We start from the raw sequence: 16,050 nt of genomic DNA, 5'->3' as shown, positions 1-16,050 counted from the left end.
CGCGAAGAATTATGGAAAATTCATGCTCGATGAGATTGACCGCCGTATCTTGCGCCATTTTCAGGCCGATCCCAGCCTTTCGACTGCGGAATTGGCCGAGAGGTGCCGGGTCACGCAAGGCGTTTGTTGGCGGCGCATCGAAAAGATGCAGGCCGCCGGGATTGTCGAGGGCCAAGAGGCGGTGATTGACTGGGCCGCTTTGGGTTACGCAGTCGAGGTGTCATTGCGCGTGACGCTGGACAAAACACAGCCGCGCGCATTTGACGAATTCACCGCCGCAGCCCGACAGGTGCCAGAAGTGATCGAAATCCAGACCTTTCTGGGCAGGGTGGACGTACGCCTGTCTATTCTGGCAAAGGATATGGCGCATTATCAGCAGCTGTACCGTGATCGCATCCTGACCCTGCCGCATATCGCGGATATCGAGGCGTTGATGCATATCGCACGGGTCAAGCGGGACGAGGTGCTTCCGGTATGATCGAACTGGATGAAATTGATCGACAAATCTTGCGGTCCTTACGTCAGGACGCAACGCAAAGCGCCGGTGGCTTGGGTCGCAAACTGGAACTGTCTCAACCCGCCACGTGGCGGCGTATTCGCAGGCTCGAAGAGGCCGGTGTGATCAAGGGCCGCCGGCTGCGTCTGAATGCCGAGGCTTTGGGGTTCGGGGTCACGGTTTTTCTGGGTGTGAAACTGGCCCGCAAAGGTCAGGCCAGTCTGGAAGATTTCGAACGCGCCGTCAGTGCTATCCCCGAAGTGCAAACGGTGGAACATGTGCTGGGGCTGTATGACTACCGACTGCGCGTTGTGGCTAGGGACCTGTCCGATTTCGAACGAGTGCTGCGCCGCCGGATCATGACCCTGCCCGGCGCAGGAGATGTTGAGGCGAACGTTTTGCTCAGCGAAGAACGGCTGCCCGGGCCGATCGGCTGACCAAGTTCAATATCGCGTCCGGATGCAATAGCCGGGATGATAGGTCACCCTGGAAAAATTCAACGGTATGTCATCCTTCCACGACGTGCGCTCCATCTGGATCATCGACGTCCCGGCCGTGGTTCCCATGAACTCGGCAAGCCGACTGTCGGCGGAAATCGCGCAGAACGAAACTTCGGCTTCGGTAAATGGCGCAGCGGTCAGCAACCATTCCTGTGGGCCTTGTTCGGTCAGATCGGCATGTTCAACTTCGGGGATCGCCGCAATATTGATCCAGCGTTCTTCAAGCTGAAAGGGGCGGTTGTTAGCATAGTGCATGCAGATCACGTGCAGAACGCTGGCATCGGTTGAAACGCCCAGTTGCGAGGTCAGCCAACCTGGGCTGAACTCGACATTCCGTTCGACCAGAGCATACCGATAGGCGGCGTTTTGGTTTTGCACCATCTGTCGGGCCAGCAGAAGCTCTAGCTTGGCATGGCGGCTGGGCTCTTTCTTGACCCGTGTCCCGCTTTTGCGTTTGCGTTCGACAAAGCCCTGATCAGCCAATTCGCGCAGCGCGCGGTTTACAGTTGCGCGGGCGCAGTTGAACTCTTCAGCCAGTTGCGTTTCTGTCGGTAAAAGCGAGCCCTGAGGCCAGATGCGGCTTTCGATACGGCGTTTGACTTCGTCACGAACGACCTGGAAGCTGATCCGCTTTTGAACATTCACCTGTGAAATTATCCCTTCAAGCAAAAAGTGTATGCATCTGGTCAGAAGCAAGTAAAAGTGTAAAGGGGAGCTGACACTAATTGGCGTCATTTTTGCTGTAATTGAAGCCTTTAGCACGGAATCACGGGGATTGTTTCACTTGACCTTGGGTCATTTCTGTCGTGCCGTTTTGACTTTACCCGTCCATGTAATCCCGCCAGTCTTTCAACAAAATGCCGAAGGGAAGGATTCGAAATGCCTGCATTGCTGGAAACCGTGGATCCAGACGGTCTTGAAGAGTTCTCGGTTGTCTTTACCGACCGCTCTTTGAATCACATGTCGTCGAAGTTTCAGCAGGTCATGCGCGATACATCCGCCATGCTGCGTGAGGTTTATAACGCTGACGGCGTCGCAATCATTCCCGGTGGCGGGACCTATGGGATGGAGGCTGTCGCCCGTCAATTTGCCCGGGATGCAAGCGTTCTGGTCGTGCGAAATGGGTGGTTCTCTTACCGGTGGAGCCAGATCATCGAAAGCGGGTCGTTGACCCGGGCAACAACTGTTCTGAAAGCGCGGGAAACCGGGAATTCCAGCCCATCCCCGTTTGCACCTGCACCTATCGAAGATGTGGTGGCGACCATTCATGAGACCCGCCCGAACGTGGTCTTTGCACCGCATGTGGAAACCTCGGCTGGGGTGATCCTGCCGGATGAGTATGTGACCGCCATGGCTTCGGCCGCGCATGAGGTCGGGGCGTTGATGGTTCTAGATTGCATCGCCTCTGGCTGTGCCTGGGTCGATATGAAAGCAACCGGAGTGGACGTCCTGATCTCGGCCCCGCAAAAAGGGTGGAGCGCATCCCCCTGTGCCGGTCTTGTCATGCTGTCCGAACGGGCCGAAGCGCGGTTGCAAGAGACCGAGTCCGACAGTTTTGCAGTGGATCTCAAAAAGTGGCGCCAGATTATGCAGGCCTACGAAAACGGCGGACATGCCTATCACGCCACCATGCCCACAGATGCGTTGACTGCTTTTCGTGATACGATGCTTGAGACGCAAGATTACGGGTTCGAAAAGCTGCGGCAGGCGCAATGGGCCTTGGGCAATGGCGTGCGGGCGCTGTTGAAAGAAAAAGGCATTGTCTCAGTGGCTGCGGATGGTTTTGGCGCGCCGGGGGTTGTCGTCAGCTATACGGCTGATCCCGAAGTTCAGAATGGCAAGAAATTTGCGGCTCTGGGCATGCAGATTGCCGCCGGTGTGCCGCTGCAATGTGACGAACCGGCCGGGTTCAGCACGTTCCGCCTGGGCCTGTTCGGCCTCGACAAGCTCTATGATGTCGATGGCACCATCTCCCGTTTGAAACGCGTTCTGGATCAGGTTCTGTAAACCTGTCGGGCCTTAGCGAACGCCGAGGCCCATCTGCATCAGCGTCTTGCGCACCGGTGCCATAGAATACAGGGCGTTCAGCCCCATGGCGCGGGCATCGCGCAACGGGCGCGCTTCGATCATCGAGGCGCGGTTCAGCAGATCAATGCCTTTGACCCGCAGGTCAATCTCGGCATGGCGCGCCTTGTGATAGGCATCCAGCATTTGCGCGTCGCCCAGGCCATCAGGTCGGGCTTGCGCCAGATCCAGCAGTGACCGAAGATCGCCCAGCGACATGTTCAGGCCTTGTGCGCCGATAGGGGGCACCACATGGGCGGCCTCGGCCATGAGCGCGATGCGTTCGCCTGACAGGCGTGCAGCCGATTGGCTGATGATCGGCCAGATCGTCCGGCGTGAGGCCAGTTTCAACGACCCGAACAAACCGCAGGACCGCTCAGTCATCGCGGCCTCGAATGCGTCGGTATTGAGGTTTTGCAACTCGACGGCTCGTGGCCCGCGCTCCATCCAGACGATGGCGGATGAAGGCTGACCCTGCCAATCGGGCAATGGCACCAGCGTGAAGGGGCCACCGGACCGATGGATCTCGGTCGACACATTTTCATGCGCAATCGGATGCGTTACCGCAAAGGCCAGCGCTTTCTGACCATAGCGTGTGGTGCGAACCGTAATCCCCGCGGCTTCGCGCATGGGAGAATTCCGCCCGTCCGCAGCAATGACCAGCTTGCACAGGATGCGGCTGCCATCACTCAGGCCAACACGTGCTTCGGCAGTGCGGGTGAACAGGCTGACCGTACCGGTTCCGGGGCGGAAATCGACATTGGGAAGCTCGGCCAACCGTGCCACCATCTCGCGCCGCAGCAGCCAGTTGGGCAGGTTCCAGCCAAAGGGTTGATCCGAGATGTCCGAGGCGTTGAAATCCCGCACCACGCGCGGTTCGGGGATGTCGCCGCCCGCATCGACGATACGCATGATCTGCAAGGGCGCTGCGTGCGCCTGCAGCCGGTTCCATAATCCGCACTGTTCCAGCAACGCCTGCGCGGGCTGAAGAAAGGCAGTGGTCCGCAGGTCTGACCCATCAACATCGCGTTCCGTGATCGGAGGGGCCGGGTCAACGCAGATCACATCGAAACCAGCTGTGCCAAAGGCGGCCGCCGCGGTCAGGCCGGCGATGCCGCCACCGGAAATCAGGATGTCACAGCTGTTGGTCATGGCGCTTACTCCGTTCCCGGCAGACCCTAGTGCGGTTCCGCCGCCTGCGCCAAGTGACATCCTGTCTCGTGCCTTAGCCGCGTGAAACCAGAATGAGGATCAGGAAAACCACCGGAACCATCATCACCGCTGGAATATAAAGGCCCGGTAGTCCGAACAGAAAAGTTGAACAGCCCCACATGCTGAAGATCGCCGCCGCGGTGTACACAAGATCTTCTGGTTCGCCCTCGGCGGCGTCGCGCGCCAGCCAGCCAAGCAAGGGAATTCTATAAAACAAACGCTGCCAGATCGGCAGGCGCCTAGGCATCTCGATCGCGGTCATCGGGGTCTCCGTTCTGTTCGTCGCAAAACGGGATATAGGGTCGATGCTTCGGGCGCAGAATGTGCAGATCGTCGCAGTGTGACAGCCTATCGCAGGCGCGCCAGAAAGGCGGTCAGATCGTCCGTGTGGTGGTGGATATGGTCGGCCTCATGTGGATCGGGTGCAACGTGAACGGTGCGCATTCCCATCTCGTAAGGCGCGGCCAGATTGCGGGGGTCATCCTCGAACATTGCGGCCTTATCGGCCTGAATGCCATCCTGCGCAAAGATCGCCTCGAAGGCTTCTTTTTCCGGCTTCGGGCGATAGCCTGCATGTTCGACGCCGTAGATCGCATCAAACAGACCTGTCAGCCCACGCGCCTCAAGCACACGCTCCGCATAGGGGGCGCTGCCATTGGTATAAACGATACGCCGACCGGGCAGGGCGCGGATATGGGCAGCCAGTTCGGCATCGGCATCCATATGGCTCATATCGATCTGATGGACCGCATGCAGATAGGGATCAGGATCCAGATCATGTTCAGCCATCAGACCCGCAAGCGTGGTACCATATTCACGCCAATAGTGGCTGCGCAGCCGGTCAGCCTCGGCCCGGTCCACGCCGATGGCTTGCACGACATAATCCGTCATCAGCACCTCGATCTGGTCGAACAGGCGCATATGCGGCGGATAAAGCGTGTTATCCAGATCGAACACCCATTGGGTGACGTGGCTAAAAGCAGGTTTGACCATGCTGCGGGTGTAGGCTGCAACGCAGAGCTTTTCAATGCCGGGCTTGATTGCACGGCCCGGACACGGATAGACATGTCCGAACGAGGAGACGTAAGACACATGCCCCAATCCCGACAATCCAACAAGGATGCCTATAGCCTGATCTTGGAAGCGATTGATGTGGGGGTCTATAAGCCCGGCAATCGTCTGGTCGAAAGTGAGCTGGCCGAGCGGTTTGGTGTCTCGCGTACTCCGATCCGCGAGGCGCTGCAGCGACTTGAGACGCAATCCTTGTTGGAACGGGACGGGCGGTCGCTGATCGTGGCGTCTTTGGACCACAACCAGATGGCCGAACTGTATGTGGTCAGGCGTGAGCTAGAAGGGCTGGCCGCCCGTCTGGCCGCCAAGCATGCGACCGAAGAAGAGATCAGAGTTCTGCAAGACATGGTGGCCGAGGATGATGCTTTGGTCGATGACCCAACCGCCTTGGCGCGGGCAAACCGTCGGTTTCACGAGCAGATACATTTGGCCTCGCACAATCGGTATCTGGTGCAGCAATTGGACCTGGTACATCGCACGATGGCCTTGATGGCAACGACGTCACTGGCGGTTCAAGGGCGTGGCGAGATTGCGCAGAGCGAACACAAAGCCATTGTCGATGCCATTGCCGCACGGGATGAAGACGCCGCAGGCCACGCCCTGAAAGAGCATATCTCGGTCGCGTTTATGACGCGCCTCAAACAAGATGCCGTGCGGCGGGAGAACTAACGCTCAGACCTGTTGCAGGTCCTCGGCGGCTTGGCCGTGTTGGGTTTTGTCCCAGAAGAATGGGTTGAACACCAACTCCCACAACGCCTTGTAGGCCGCAACGACCCCTAAGGGAAAATACAGTCCCATAGTCGGCACCCAGGGCAGAAGAAACCGCCGCTCGCGCGCGGCGACAGCCAGCATTCCAACCGCAATGTTGATCGCTTCGGTTGCAATAAACAGCGCCAGCAACGACGTGATGAGAGCGGGGGGCAGGATGGTTTGCATCGGGTTTGAAATACCCAGTGTCGATAGCCAGAACACCCATAGCACCGGGGCCAGAAGGAACTGGCCCAGTGTGCCCAGAAAGAACGCCTGAACCCCGGCAATTCTCATCAATCCGAGATCGCGATATAGTTTCAAGGGGCTGCGCATATGCACCAGATAGGTGACCATAAAGCCCTTGAGCCAGCGCGAGCGCTGTTTGACCCAGGGCCAGGCGCGAAAGTTGGCCTCTTCATAGGTGGTGGTATTCACCATTTCAGTTCGGTATCCGGCACGGCTGAGGCGCACGCCTAGGTCTGCATCTTCGGTCACATTATGGGCATCCCAACCGCCGAGTTCGATCAGCTTATCCCGGCGAAAGAAAAAAGTGGTTCCACCCAGAGGCACCACAAGGCCCAACCGGGCAATGCCCTGTAAAATAACCCGAAACCAGCTGTTATACTCGATCGTAAAACAGCGTGAGCGCCAGTTGGTACGGGGGTTGTAGTAGTCCAAAACCCCTTGCAGGCAGACCACATCCGGTGCGGCTTGGGTGAAATGTTCGACAACACGTTCGATCTGATCCGGCTGCGGCGCATCTTCGGCATCCCAGACGCCCAGAATGTCGCCCCGGCAGAAATCCAGCGCATAGTTCATCGCGCGTGGTTTGGTGGTGAGGCCGCTCAACTCGGGAACTTCGACGGTTCTGATCCAACTGGGCAGATCGACCTTGGCAACGGTTTCGCGCGTAACTTCGTCGCTTTCTTCCAGCACCAGGATCACATCCAGCAGCGCCTTGGGATAGGTCAACCGTTGCAAGCGCTGGATCAAAGCGCCTGCAATCTCGCGCTCTTTATACAGTGGGACCATGATCGAGACACAAGGTTGTCGCAGGGAAATCGGGGCGGAGCTGTGATCAACCTCTCGTCGTCTGATCTGCGACAGCACAAAGGCCGACGCGCCTGCTACCCGCAGGATCATGAACAGGATCAACGTGATAACAGCTGCAGTCAGAAGAACGGAAAGCCCGAACTTCGGCATCAGCGTAAAAAGTGTGATCACCCCAATGGCACCCAAAACCGGAACGGCGCGCGAAACGGGTGTCCAGGTGCGGCAGCTTTGCGCCTCATCCACACGTGTTTCGGCGGCTTGGGCCAAAGGTATGGCGAATTGCTGCGATATCACCCGGTCAATCTGGTCTGGCGCGGCCAGAACGGGAATGATGGCGTAGGGGCAATCTTGCATCTCGGCGGTGACGGTTGGAAACCGGTCGGGACGGGCAGTCGCAACCAGAAGAAGGGGGCCAATGCGCATCCAGGGGATGACATTATGCGCCAGCCAGAATTCCACCGGCTTGAACTCGGACAGGCCCGGGGCGGGTGGGATTTCCTCGAGATCGGCAATTTGCCAACCGCTTTGTGCGGACAATGCCGTCAGGATATCGGCGCGGCTGACCCAGCCCTCACCAACCAGAATTTCCCCCAGTGGCGCCTTTTGCCGTGATTGCAGGTCCAGCGCTTGCCCCAATTGGTCCGCTGTGATTGCGCCTTGTTCGATCAAGCAGGCCCCAAGGGGCTTGCGTAATCCTTGTGGCGGGATCGGTGCAGCAGAGGTGAAATTCTGAAGATTCAATTCAACCATTAAAAAAACCCTGACGCAGCGACCTGTCGTCAGGGTTGATCATTTTAGGTTAATAGCAGGTTAACCTTGGGCAGAAGGCGATTATGCTTGCTCTTTACGTCCTGCCATGGCGTCTGCGAAACGTTCGAACAGGTAGAAACTGTCCTGCGGTCCCGGTGAGGCCTCAGGGTGATATTGTACTGAATAGACCGGGCGATCCGTCATGCGAATGCCGCAGTTTGATCCGTCAAACAAAGACCGATGAGTTTCCACAATGCCCTCGGGTAGGGTCTCGGCATCCACAGCAAAGCCATGATTCATCGAAGTAATTTCGACCTTTCCGGTCTCAAGATCCTTAACCGGGTGGTTCGCACCATGGTGACCGTGGTTCATCTTGATGGTCTGCCCCCCCAGCGCCAGCGCCAGCATCTGGTGACCCAGGCAGATGCCAAAAACCGGCAATTCTGTCGTCTCAAGAATTTCTTTGATCATCGGCACGGCGTATTTACCTGTCGCGGCGGGATCGCCCGGACCGTTTGACAGGAACACTCCGTCGGGATTGTGAGCCAGAACCTCGGCGGCAGTGGCGGTTGCCGGCAGCACGGTGACATCGCAGCCCGCCGAGGCAAGACAGCGTAGAATGTTGCGCTTGGCACCATAGTCGATTGCCACGACCTTATGAACAGGTGCGTCCTGACGGGCATAGCCCTCGGGCCAGGCCCAGCGCATTTCATCCCAGCGATAGCTTTGGGCGCAGGTAACCTCTTTGGCCAGGTCCATGCCTTCCAGACCGGCAAACCCACGGGCCGCTGCAATTAGCGCTTCAATATCGAAATTCCCCTCTGGATCATGGGCTAGGGCCACATGCGGTGCGCCTTGCTGACGGATCGCGCGGGTCAGGCGGCGGGTATCAACACCGCCAATGGCGATCCGGCCACGGCGGGCCAGCCAATCCTTCAACTCTTCGGCGGAACGCCAGTTCGAGGGTTCGGTTGGATCCCATTTGACCACCATACCGGCGGCCACCGGATCGCCGGTTTCGTCATCTTCAGGGTTCACACCGACGTTGCCGATATGCGGGAAGGTGAAGGTGACGATCTGCCCAGCGTAGGAGGGATCAGTCATGATTTCCTGATACCCTGTCATCGCGGTGTTAAAACACAGCTCGGCCACGGTTTGGCCGGTTGCGCCGAAGCCTACGCCGTAAAACAGGGTTCCGTCGGCCAGAGCCAGACATGCGGTGGGCTTGGACGGGGCATTCTGGACCATGGCGCAACTCTCCTAAAGGGTAAATCGGCGCATAACTAAGGGGGTTATGCCTTCGGGTCAAGTGTGTTCAAATTTTTGGCTATTGTTATTTATCAATAGGTTAAGTGGTTTCGCACCCTGTTGTATCATGCTTTTTGTTTGGATATGTTCGGGGTTCCTTTGTCATGGGGATGGACAAACCAAATGGACATGCGATCACGGGTGAACACTGCCCTGAAGCAAGCAATGAAAGACAAAGCGGCAGAGCGTCTGTCGACGCTGCGTCTGATCAACGCCGCAATCAAGGATCGAGATATCGCCTCGCGCGCTTCTGACAATGAAGAGGCGAAGGGCTGTGGTGATGCCGAGGTTCTTGAAATTCTTGGTAAAATGACCAAGCAGCGCAAGGAAAGCGCCCGCGCCTATGAAGAGGGCGGACGCCTGGACCTGGCCGAACGTGAAATGCGTGAGGTTGCGATTATTGAGGAGTTCCTGCCCAAGCAATTGGATGAAGATGAGGTCACACGGGCGATCCAATCCGCGATCACTGCCACAGGTGCCGGTTCGATCCGGGATATGGGCAAGGTGATGGGCGAGCTTAAGACCCGCTATACCGGCCAGATGGATTTTGGACGGGTTGGCCCGATGGTCAAAGACCACCTATGCGCCGCATCAAACGGCGGCTGCTAAACACTTAGCCAGATGTGAGTGCAGCTACTGCGCGGCTGGTCCGCGCAGTCGTTCCACCAGCTCATCATACAGCCTGATGCGTTCCTCTTCGGATAGGAACGCACCGATTTCGACTTCGCGCCCGTCTCCCACAAGGGTAACGTAATACGGAACCGGGCCGCCTTTCCTGTGCATCTCTGCACGCGCCCAATAGCGGTTGCAGGACCATTCCTGCTGCTGCTTGCCGGGTGTGCGGTGGATCAGCTGCGCGCGGGTTCCGTTCAGTGTGAGCACCTCAAACACGCTACGCGCTTTATAGTTCGTCTGAATGGCCAGCCACAGGCCCAGTACCGTCACAAGCAGAAAGGGCAACAGGCCCCACAGTATCGCAGATCCCAGCATCGCCAGGATTGGGATCAGACCGAATAGAAATACCGATAGGATAACAATCATCGCACCACGTGGCGGCAGCGAATTGTGCGGCCACAAGCGCAGCTGTTGTTCACTGTCCGAGGTCTGGGTCCATTGATAGGGCATGGCTGAAACTTAGCGTAGTCGAGGCGCGTGTCGAAGGGCGGTTTGATGGTTTATGCGACAAATCAGGCCGCAAGCAAGCTATGGTTCAAGCCTGCAACAGCGGCGGTTATGTATCCCTTACAACAGGCTTTTGCATAATGATGTAAGTTGGGCGATCAAATCCAACATGCGCCCCTTCGCCGGCTTTGACAAACCCCATGCGTTGGAAGGTGTTGTGGTTCTCAGTCAGCTCGATCCGCGTTTCCAGCTCCAGACAGGAAAGCCCCATTGACCGCGCGCGTTGCCCGGCCAATTCAATCAACGATCTGGCAAGCCCTTTCCCGCGCATGTCATCGCGGACAGACAGTTTGCCAACAGAGAGGCAATTACCTTTCGGCGTCAGAAAGATGCAACAATCTGGCCTGTCACCCATGACCCAAACCTCGCCTTCAGTGCAGGTCTTGCGGATGCTATCCTCGGTCAGGCGGTGCATTGACGAGGGCGGATCAATCCGCTGTTCCATATAGGCAAAGCTCTGCCGTACAAGGCTTAGGATATCCGGAATCATTGTGCTTGCAGGCTCGATCCTATGGGCATCAGTCGTCGGCATGATTGTCCCTGCAAATGTTGTTGTTTGTACTTTCCGCACAATCCACCGGCTACCGTCGTATCTGTGTTGGGGTAGGTATAGCGTGGATTTTTGAGAACTGCCTGAAAAAGAAAAACCCCGCCGGTTCGGGCGGGGTTTTCTGTGCTCTCTGACCGGATCAGTGCGCGTGGCCCTTATCCCAGTCTTCCTGCTTTGGCAGCTGCTCGAACGTGTGTTCAGGCGGCGGTGTCGGCAGGGTCCATTCCAGCGTGTCCGCGTATTCGTTCCACGGGTTCGGACGGGTTTCTTTCGCGCCACGCAGCAGGGCGTAGATCACGATGCCGAAGAACAGGATGAACGAGGCGAACGAGATGAACGCGCCAATCGACGAGACATAGTTCCACTGCGCGAACGCTTCGGGATAGTCGATATAGCGGCGCGGCATGCCCTGACGGCCCAGGAAGTGCTGCGGGAAGAAGGTCAGGTTGGCGCCGATGAAGAACAGCCAGAAATGAACCTTGCCCCAGAACTCCGAGTACTGACGACCCGTCATCTTCGAGAAGTAGAAGTACACACCCGCGAAGATCGCGAAGACGGCACCCAAGCTCATCACATAGTGGAAGTGTGCCACCACGTAGTAGGTGTCGTGATAGGCGCGGTCGATACCGGCCTGCGACAGAACCACACCGGTCACACCGCCAACGGTGAACAGGAACAGGAAGCCGAAGGCAAACAGCATCGGCGTCTTGAACTCGATGGAGCCGCCCCACATGGTCGCAATCCACGAGAAGACCTTAACACCGGTCGGTACCGCGATGACCATCGTGGCCAGCATGAAGTAAGCCTGCTGACGCAGTGACATGCCAACCGTGTACATGTGGTGTGCCCACACAACGAAGCCCAGAACACCGATTGCGATGATCGCCCAGACCATCGGCAGGTAGCCAAAGATCGGCTTGCGCGAGAAGGTCGCGATCACGTGGCTGATGATACCGAAGCCCGGCAGGATCACGATATACACTTCCGGGTGGCCGAAGAACCACAGGATGTGCTGATACAGGATCGGGTCACCGCCACCGGCCGGATCAAAGAAGGTGAAGCCAAAGTTGCGGTCCATCAGCAACATGGTGATTGCGCCAGCCAGAACCGGCAGGGACAACAGAATCAGCCACGAGGTGATGAAGATCGACCAGCTGAACAGCGGCACCTTGAACAGGGTCATGCCCGGGGCGCGCATGTTCAGGAAGGTGGTGATCATGTTGATCGCGCCGAGGATCGAGGAGGCGCCCGATACGTGCACGGCGAAGATCGCAAGGTCCATGGACATGCCGCCCTCGGTCGTGGACAGCGGTGGATACAGAACCCAACCCACGCCCGAGCCAAGCTGGTCATTACCGCCAGGGCTCAGCAGCGAAGCAACACCCAGCGAGGTGCCAGCGACATACAGCCAGAAGGACAGGTTGTTCATCCGTGGGAACGCCATATCCGGTGCACCGATCTGCAACGGCATGAAATAGTTGCCAAAACCGCCAAACAGGGCCGGGATGACAACGAAGAACATCATCAGAACACCGTGATAGGTGATCATGACGTTCCACAGGTGCCCGTTCGGGGTACATGGATCGGCCATGAACCCTTCGAGGCACATGTACTGCACACCGGGGTGCATCAGTTCAAGCCGCATGTAAACGGTCATCATCACCGAGATCAGACCGGCCAGAGCCGAGAAGATCAGGTATAGAATCCCGATGTCTTTGTGGTTGGTCGACATGAACCAACGCACAAAGAAACTGCGCTGGTCTTCATGATCGTGACCATGAATGGCTGCGTCTGCCATTATAGGTGCCTCCTGTTGCAACTGCACCGCGCAGTCGGACCTCTCCAACGCGCGGGATTCCTGCTGGTTTTAGAATGCGAAGAGGGCGCCTTCAATGGTCGAGTTTGATATGGATCAAGATTAATTGTCGCGGGCAGCGGTTGCGGCACTTGGTATAAGTGCACATGTAGCATCATTGGAGGAGTCCAAATGGCGTTGAAATACGCGACGACCGAGCAGGCAAAAGCAGCGTCAGGTCTGCGTATGATTGTGGTCGGCGGCGTGCCCAGCCCCTGGAGCGAGGCGGTCAAAGGATTGCTCTACGTCAAGGACATCCCCTGGATGCCCGTCTATTTGGACCAGCAGGACCGCGCACAGGCTGTTTGGGCGCAGACAGACAGCGCGCCGGTTGTTTTCTGGGAAGACGAAAGCCCGGTTTCGGACGCGGCCCAGATCGTTTCGCTGGTTCAGCTTATAGCGCCTGACCCGGATTTGGTTCCTGAGGCAGCAGTCTCCGAGATTATGGAGTTCATAAATCTACTGGCGGCCCCGGGTGGGCTGGGCTGGCACAGGCGGTTGCAGCAAATTCATTCGGGGCTTGAAGGACGGGATGGTGGTTTCCACCCCAAGATTGCCGCATATCTGGGGGAAAAATACGGGTATGATCCTGAGGCGGGCGCTTTGGCCGAAGGGCGTGCAAATGAGATACTGAAACGCGTCAGCGCTCAGCTTGAAACCGGTGGAGATTTTCTGTTCTGCAATCGTCTGACTGCCGCAGATATCTACTGCGCAGCCTTTATGGCCCTGTTTTCACCCTTGCCAGATATACTCTGCGCCATGCGGCCCAGCACCCGAACTGTGTTCGCGCATGTCTCGGATGAAACGAGGGCGGTTTTGTCATCTGGTTTGTTGGCGCACCGCGACAGGATGTATCAGGACTGGTTGGCGACGCCCTTGTCGCTGTGACACTCGTTTTTTGCGGCTTGACCGCATCCATGGGGCCTCGCACAAACGCAGGTAGGAAACCAGCATCCAACCGGAGCCTGCATATGTCCAGCTATGACCCCGACAACATCTTCGCCAAGATCCTGCGCGGTGAAATCCCGTCGACCCGTGTTTACGAAGATGACGACACGCTGGCCTTCATGGATATCATGCCGCGATCAGACGGCCATTTGCTAGTCATCCCCAAAAGCCCGTGCCGCAACATGCTGGATGCTACGCCCGAACAACTATCTGCAGTGGTGGCGACGGTGCAGAAATTGGCCCATGCAGTGAAACAGGCGTTTGAGGCCGACGGGGTTACCATCCAGCAGTTCAACGAAGCAGCTGGTGGGCAGGAGGTGTTTCACCTTCATTTCCATGTTTTGCCCCGACACGAAGGTGTTTCAATGCGCCCGCCGGGCAATATGGGGGATTTTGATCTGATTGCCGAGCATGCAGAAAAGATCAGGAAGGCGCTGAACTGAGTGAAGCGACGGAAACGCGCTATCTAAGAGGGGGATGTCCTAGAGTTTAGTGCAAACGTCAGTTTTGAACGCTCAAAGCCTTTGCAACCAGTGCCCGGCCAGCCGTGACGGACGATAGCGCTGTGATCTTCCGGTAGGGATCATGTGCTTTTGAGAAGGTGGTCCAGCTCATCGAATGCTTAGAGATAGAATTGCCGTTCCGATTTGGGGTCGGAACGGCAGACTCGTAACCAAACACTGATCGGATTTCACAGGGCAAGCCCTGGATCACCGGTTTAACATACCACTCACTCTAGATTGGCTGTTCCATGCTACTCGTAAACATTGGTGTTGTATTCAAAGAAGTGAATTTTGGTTAAATTGAAAGATAATATCGTTACATAATTGTGCAAGGCCCTCGAAATCGGGAAACAGAGCTATGTGAGCCTACGGGATTGTGTCTGCGAACTATCAAATTGCGATTCGAATCATTCAAATATGGCTTTTTGGTGGGGCTACGAAAACCTCTTCAAAGGTCTTCTGCAGCGCGGCATCCACATCCGCCATGGTCACAGGCAAGCCCAGATCGACCAGCGAGGTGACCCCGTGTTCGGTGATGCCACAGGGTACGATCCCGTTGAAATGATCCAGCTCCGGCTCGACATTGATCGAAATGCCATGAAAGCTGACCCATTTGCGCAGGCGCAGTCCAATAGCAGCTAGTTTATCTTCGGCAGGCTTGCCCGTTGCGGTCAGCGGCTTGTCATCGCGCCGAACCCAAACGCCCACGCGGCCATCGCGGATTTCACCCTGAACGTTGAATTCCGCTAGGGCGGCAATCACCCAGGTCTCCAGCTGTTTCACAAACTGCCGCACATCGCGGCCGCGTGTGTTCAGGTTCAGCATCACATAGGCCACGCGCTGCCCGGGGCCGTGATAGGTGTATTCCCCGCCACGTTTGCTTTCATAGACAGGGAAGCGGTCGGGGTCCTTCAGATCCGCGATTTTGGCCGATGTTCCGGCGGTATAAAGCGGGGGATGTTCCAGTAGCCACACGCACTCCTCTGCATCGCCCGCTGCAATCGCGGCCACGCGCGCCTCCATTAAGGCAACGGCATCCTCATACCGGGTCAGACCATCAGTGATTTTCCATTCCATACCGGCCTCATATCGCGCATGCGGGGCAGGGGGAAGGGGTCAGGCCGCCTCGGCCAAGCAGCGCTGCAGAACTTGGGTGTAAGTCTCGGTTCCCTGCGCTCCGGTCAGCAGGTATTTGCCCCCAAACACCATGGATGGAACACCCGTGACGCCCCGATTGGTCCAGAACTGCTGTTTCTCGCGCACTGATGCAGCATGGGCGCCGGATTCAAGCGCCGTGCGGGCATCATCTGGATTCAGCCCGGCCGCAGACACAGCCTCAATCAGAACATCGGTATCCGAGACATCTCGTTGGTGGCTAAAATATGCTTCGAACAAGGCCAATTTCAGCGGGTGCTGCCGTCCTTGTGTTTCAGCCCAATCCAACAGCTGATGCGCTGCGAAGGTGTTAACAATGCGGCTTTCGTCATTGAAATTGAAGGCAAACCCAAGCTCCAACCCCAAAGCGGTCAACCTGTCGCGGGCTTGCTGGCTTTGCTCAGCCGTCGAGCCATATTTTTCCGCAATATGTTCGCGCAGGTTCTGACCTTCCAAGGGCATGGCTGGATTCAACTCAAAAGGATGCCATCTGAGACGGGCCAACACCTGCTGCTGTTGCAAGGCCAGATCGAGCTGCCGAAATCCGACAATGCACCAGGGGCAAACAACATCCGAGACGATATCAACCTGAAGAACGGGGCGTGGGTCAGAGGTGTTCATGATAAGGTCCAGTCTGTCTGTTTTCGTTTCAC

General features: G+C 57.1%; 18 protein-coding genes. 7 read left to right on the top strand and 11 right to left on the bottom strand.

Going from position 1 to position 16,050, the window contains the following annotated elements; all coding sequences use genetic code 11:
- Nucleotides 1–22 precede the first annotated feature (22 nt).
- Nucleotides 23–478: an Lrp/AsnC family transcriptional regulator gene (locus AC2FGE_RS07670; RefSeq protein ID WP_496818621.1), complete on the top strand. Its 456-nt coding sequence runs from the start codon at nucleotides 23–25 to the stop codon at nucleotides 476–478.
- The gene (locus AC2FGE_RS07665) at nucleotides 475–933 is read left to right on the top strand and encodes an Lrp/AsnC family transcriptional regulator (protein WP_496818620.1); all 459 of its coding nucleotides are present in this window, start codon (nucleotides 475–477) and stop codon (nucleotides 931–933) included. The genes AC2FGE_RS07670 and AC2FGE_RS07665 overlap by 4 nt, the downstream gene beginning before the upstream one ends.
- A gap of 6 nt (nucleotides 934–939) precedes the next feature.
- On the opposite strand, the gene hutC is transcribed toward AC2FGE_RS07665, so the two are convergent.
- Nucleotides 940–1,641: a histidine utilization transcriptional repressor HutC gene (gene hutC / locus AC2FGE_RS07660; RefSeq protein WP_496818619.1), complete on the bottom strand. Its 702-nt coding sequence runs from the start codon at nucleotides 1,639–1,641 to the stop codon at nucleotides 940–942.
- A 234-nt stretch (nucleotides 1,642–1,875) separates the two neighbouring features.
- On the opposite strand from hutC, the gene AC2FGE_RS07655 reads away from it, so the two are divergent.
- Complete coding sequence (locus tag AC2FGE_RS07655; RefSeq protein WP_496818617.1) at nucleotides 1,876–3,003, top strand: aminotransferase class V-fold PLP-dependent enzyme; 1,128 nt, start codon at nucleotides 1,876–1,878, stop codon at nucleotides 3,001–3,003.
- Between the two features lie 12 nt (nucleotides 3,004–3,015).
- Here the strand turns inward: AC2FGE_RS07655 and AC2FGE_RS07650 are convergent, their stop codons facing one another.
- The 3 genes from AC2FGE_RS07650 to AC2FGE_RS07640 form a co-directional block, all read right to left on the bottom strand.
- Nucleotides 3,016–4,212: a UbiH/UbiF family hydroxylase gene (locus AC2FGE_RS07650; RefSeq protein WP_496818616.1), complete on the bottom strand. Its 1,197-nt coding sequence runs from the start codon at nucleotides 4,210–4,212 to the stop codon at nucleotides 3,016–3,018.
- Nucleotides 4,213–4,285: 73 nt separating this feature from the next.
- Nucleotides 4,286–4,534, bottom strand: a complete 249-nt coding sequence (locus tag AC2FGE_RS07645) for a hypothetical protein (protein WP_496818615.1) — start codon at nucleotides 4,532–4,534, stop codon at nucleotides 4,286–4,288.
- 86 nt (nucleotides 4,535–4,620) lie between these two features.
- Nucleotides 4,621–5,265: a pyrimidine 5'-nucleotidase gene (locus AC2FGE_RS07640; protein WP_496818614.1), complete on the bottom strand. Its 645-nt coding sequence runs from the start codon at nucleotides 5,263–5,265 to the stop codon at nucleotides 4,621–4,623.
- A 99-nt stretch (nucleotides 5,266–5,364) separates the two neighbouring features.
- Between AC2FGE_RS07640 and AC2FGE_RS07635 the strand changes: the two genes are divergently transcribed.
- Complete coding sequence (locus AC2FGE_RS07635) at nucleotides 5,365–6,012, top strand: GntR family transcriptional regulator (protein ID WP_496818613.1); 648 nt, start codon at nucleotides 5,365–5,367, stop codon at nucleotides 6,010–6,012.
- Between the two features lie 3 nt (nucleotides 6,013–6,015).
- On the opposite strand, the gene AC2FGE_RS07630 is transcribed toward AC2FGE_RS07635, so the two are convergent.
- Both AC2FGE_RS07630 and carA read right to left on the bottom strand, forming a co-directional pair.
- The gene (locus AC2FGE_RS07630; RefSeq protein WP_496818612.1) at nucleotides 6,016–7,896 is read right to left on the bottom strand and encodes a glycosyltransferase; all 1,881 of its coding nucleotides are present in this window, start codon (nucleotides 7,894–7,896) and stop codon (nucleotides 6,016–6,018) included.
- Nucleotides 7,897–7,977: 81 nt separating this feature from the next.
- Nucleotides 7,978–9,144, bottom strand: a complete 1,167-nt coding sequence (gene carA / locus AC2FGE_RS07625) for a glutamine-hydrolyzing carbamoyl-phosphate synthase small subunit (protein WP_496818611.1) — start codon at nucleotides 9,142–9,144, stop codon at nucleotides 7,978–7,980.
- Between the two features lie 183 nt (nucleotides 9,145–9,327).
- On the opposite strand from carA, the gene AC2FGE_RS07620 reads away from it, so the two are divergent.
- Nucleotides 9,328–9,813: a GatB/YqeY domain-containing protein gene (locus AC2FGE_RS07620; RefSeq protein ID WP_496818610.1), complete on the top strand. Its 486-nt coding sequence runs from the start codon at nucleotides 9,328–9,330 to the stop codon at nucleotides 9,811–9,813.
- Between the two features lie 24 nt (nucleotides 9,814–9,837).
- Here the strand turns inward: AC2FGE_RS07620 and AC2FGE_RS07615 are convergent, their stop codons facing one another.
- The 3 genes from AC2FGE_RS07615 to ctaD form a co-directional block, all read right to left on the bottom strand.
- Entirely contained in the window at nucleotides 9,838–10,329 is a 492-nt protein-coding gene (locus tag AC2FGE_RS07615; protein WP_496818609.1) for a DUF2244 domain-containing protein, read from the bottom strand.
- 106 nt (nucleotides 10,330–10,435) lie between these two features.
- Nucleotides 10,436–10,918: a GNAT family N-acetyltransferase gene (locus AC2FGE_RS07610; RefSeq protein WP_496818608.1), complete on the bottom strand. Its 483-nt coding sequence runs from the start codon at nucleotides 10,916–10,918 to the stop codon at nucleotides 10,436–10,438.
- A gap of 157 nt (nucleotides 10,919–11,075) precedes the next feature.
- On the bottom strand, nucleotides 11,076–12,734 hold the full coding sequence (gene ctaD / locus AC2FGE_RS07605) for a cytochrome c oxidase subunit I (protein ID WP_496818607.1): 1,659 nt from the start codon (nucleotides 12,732–12,734) through the stop codon (nucleotides 11,076–11,078).
- A 189-nt stretch (nucleotides 12,735–12,923) separates the two neighbouring features.
- Here ctaD and AC2FGE_RS07600 point away from each other — a divergent pair, with 189 nt between their 5' ends.
- Both AC2FGE_RS07600 and AC2FGE_RS07595 read left to right on the top strand, forming a co-directional pair.
- Nucleotides 12,924–13,679, top strand: coding sequence for a glutathione S-transferase family protein (locus AC2FGE_RS07600; RefSeq protein ID WP_496818606.1), 756 nt, complete (start codon nucleotides 12,924–12,926; stop codon nucleotides 13,677–13,679).
- A gap of 83 nt (nucleotides 13,680–13,762) precedes the next feature.
- Nucleotides 13,763–14,182: an HIT family protein gene (locus AC2FGE_RS07595; protein ID WP_496818605.1), complete on the top strand. Its 420-nt coding sequence runs from the start codon at nucleotides 13,763–13,765 to the stop codon at nucleotides 14,180–14,182.
- Nucleotides 14,183–14,653: 471 nt separating this feature from the next.
- Here AC2FGE_RS07595 and lipB read toward each other — a convergent pair whose 3' ends face one another.
- Together lipB and AC2FGE_RS07585 are read right to left on the bottom strand one after the other, a co-directional pair.
- Entirely contained in the window at nucleotides 14,654–15,319 is a 666-nt protein-coding gene (gene lipB / locus AC2FGE_RS07590; RefSeq protein ID WP_496818604.1) for a lipoyl(octanoyl) transferase LipB, read from the bottom strand.
- 39 nt (nucleotides 15,320–15,358) lie between these two features.
- Nucleotides 15,359–16,018: a DsbA family oxidoreductase gene (locus AC2FGE_RS07585; RefSeq protein WP_496818603.1), complete on the bottom strand. Its 660-nt coding sequence runs from the start codon at nucleotides 16,016–16,018 to the stop codon at nucleotides 15,359–15,361.
- Between the last annotated feature and the right edge of the window lie 32 nt (nucleotides 16,019–16,050).

Source organism: Ruegeria sp. YTSA075, assembly GCF_059610245.1.
Note: the sequence above shows the minus strand (reverse complement) of the source record. Positions and strands in the feature narration are given on the sequence as shown.

Bases quoted from the DNA above. Each gene is read 5' to 3' on its own strand.
- AC2FGE_RS07670 (WP_496818621.1), top strand. From the start codon at position 23: ATGCTCGATGAGATTGACCGCCGTATCTTGCGCCATTTTCAGGCCGAT.
- AC2FGE_RS07665 (WP_496818620.1), top strand. From the start codon at position 475: ATGATCGAACTGGATGAAATTGATCGACAAATCTTGCGGTCCTTACGT.
- AC2FGE_RS07655 (WP_496818617.1), top strand. From the start codon at position 1,876: ATGCCTGCATTGCTGGAAACCGTGGATCCAGACGGTCTTGAAGAGTTC.
- AC2FGE_RS07650 (WP_496818616.1), bottom strand. From the start codon at position 4,212: ATGACCAACAGCTGTGACATCCTGATTTCCGGTGGCGGCATCGCCGGC.
- AC2FGE_RS07645 (WP_496818615.1), bottom strand. From the start codon at position 4,534: ATGACCGCGATCGAGATGCCTAGGCGCCTGCCGATCTGGCAGCGTTTG.
- AC2FGE_RS07640 (WP_496818614.1), bottom strand. From the start codon at position 5,265: ATGGTCAAACCTGCTTTTAGCCACGTCACCCAATGGGTGTTCGATCTG.
- AC2FGE_RS07635 (WP_496818613.1), top strand. From the start codon at position 5,365: ATGCCCCAATCCCGACAATCCAACAAGGATGCCTATAGCCTGATCTTG.
- AC2FGE_RS07630 (WP_496818612.1), bottom strand. From the start codon at position 7,896: ATGGTTGAATTGAATCTTCAGAATTTCACCTCTGCTGCACCGATCCCG.
- carA (WP_496818611.1), bottom strand. From the start codon at position 9,144: ATGGTCCAGAATGCCCCGTCCAAGCCCACCGCATGTCTGGCTCTGGCC.
- AC2FGE_RS07620 (WP_496818610.1), top strand. From the start codon at position 9,328: ATGGACATGCGATCACGGGTGAACACTGCCCTGAAGCAAGCAATGAAA.
- AC2FGE_RS07615 (WP_496818609.1), bottom strand. From the start codon at position 10,329: ATGCCCTATCAATGGACCCAGACCTCGGACAGTGAACAACAGCTGCGC.
- AC2FGE_RS07610 (WP_496818608.1), bottom strand. From the start codon at position 10,918: ATGCCGACGACTGATGCCCATAGGATCGAGCCTGCAAGCACAATGATT.
- ctaD (WP_496818607.1), bottom strand. From the start codon at position 12,734: ATGGCAGACGCAGCCATTCATGGTCACGATCATGAAGACCAGCGCAGT.
- AC2FGE_RS07600 (WP_496818606.1), top strand. From the start codon at position 12,924: ATGGCGTTGAAATACGCGACGACCGAGCAGGCAAAAGCAGCGTCAGGT.
- AC2FGE_RS07595 (WP_496818605.1), top strand. From the start codon at position 13,763: ATGTCCAGCTATGACCCCGACAACATCTTCGCCAAGATCCTGCGCGGT.
- lipB (WP_496818604.1), bottom strand. From the start codon at position 15,319: ATGGAATGGAAAATCACTGATGGTCTGACCCGGTATGAGGATGCCGTT.
- AC2FGE_RS07585 (WP_496818603.1), bottom strand. From the start codon at position 16,018: ATGAACACCTCTGACCCACGCCCCGTTCTTCAGGTTGATATCGTCTCG.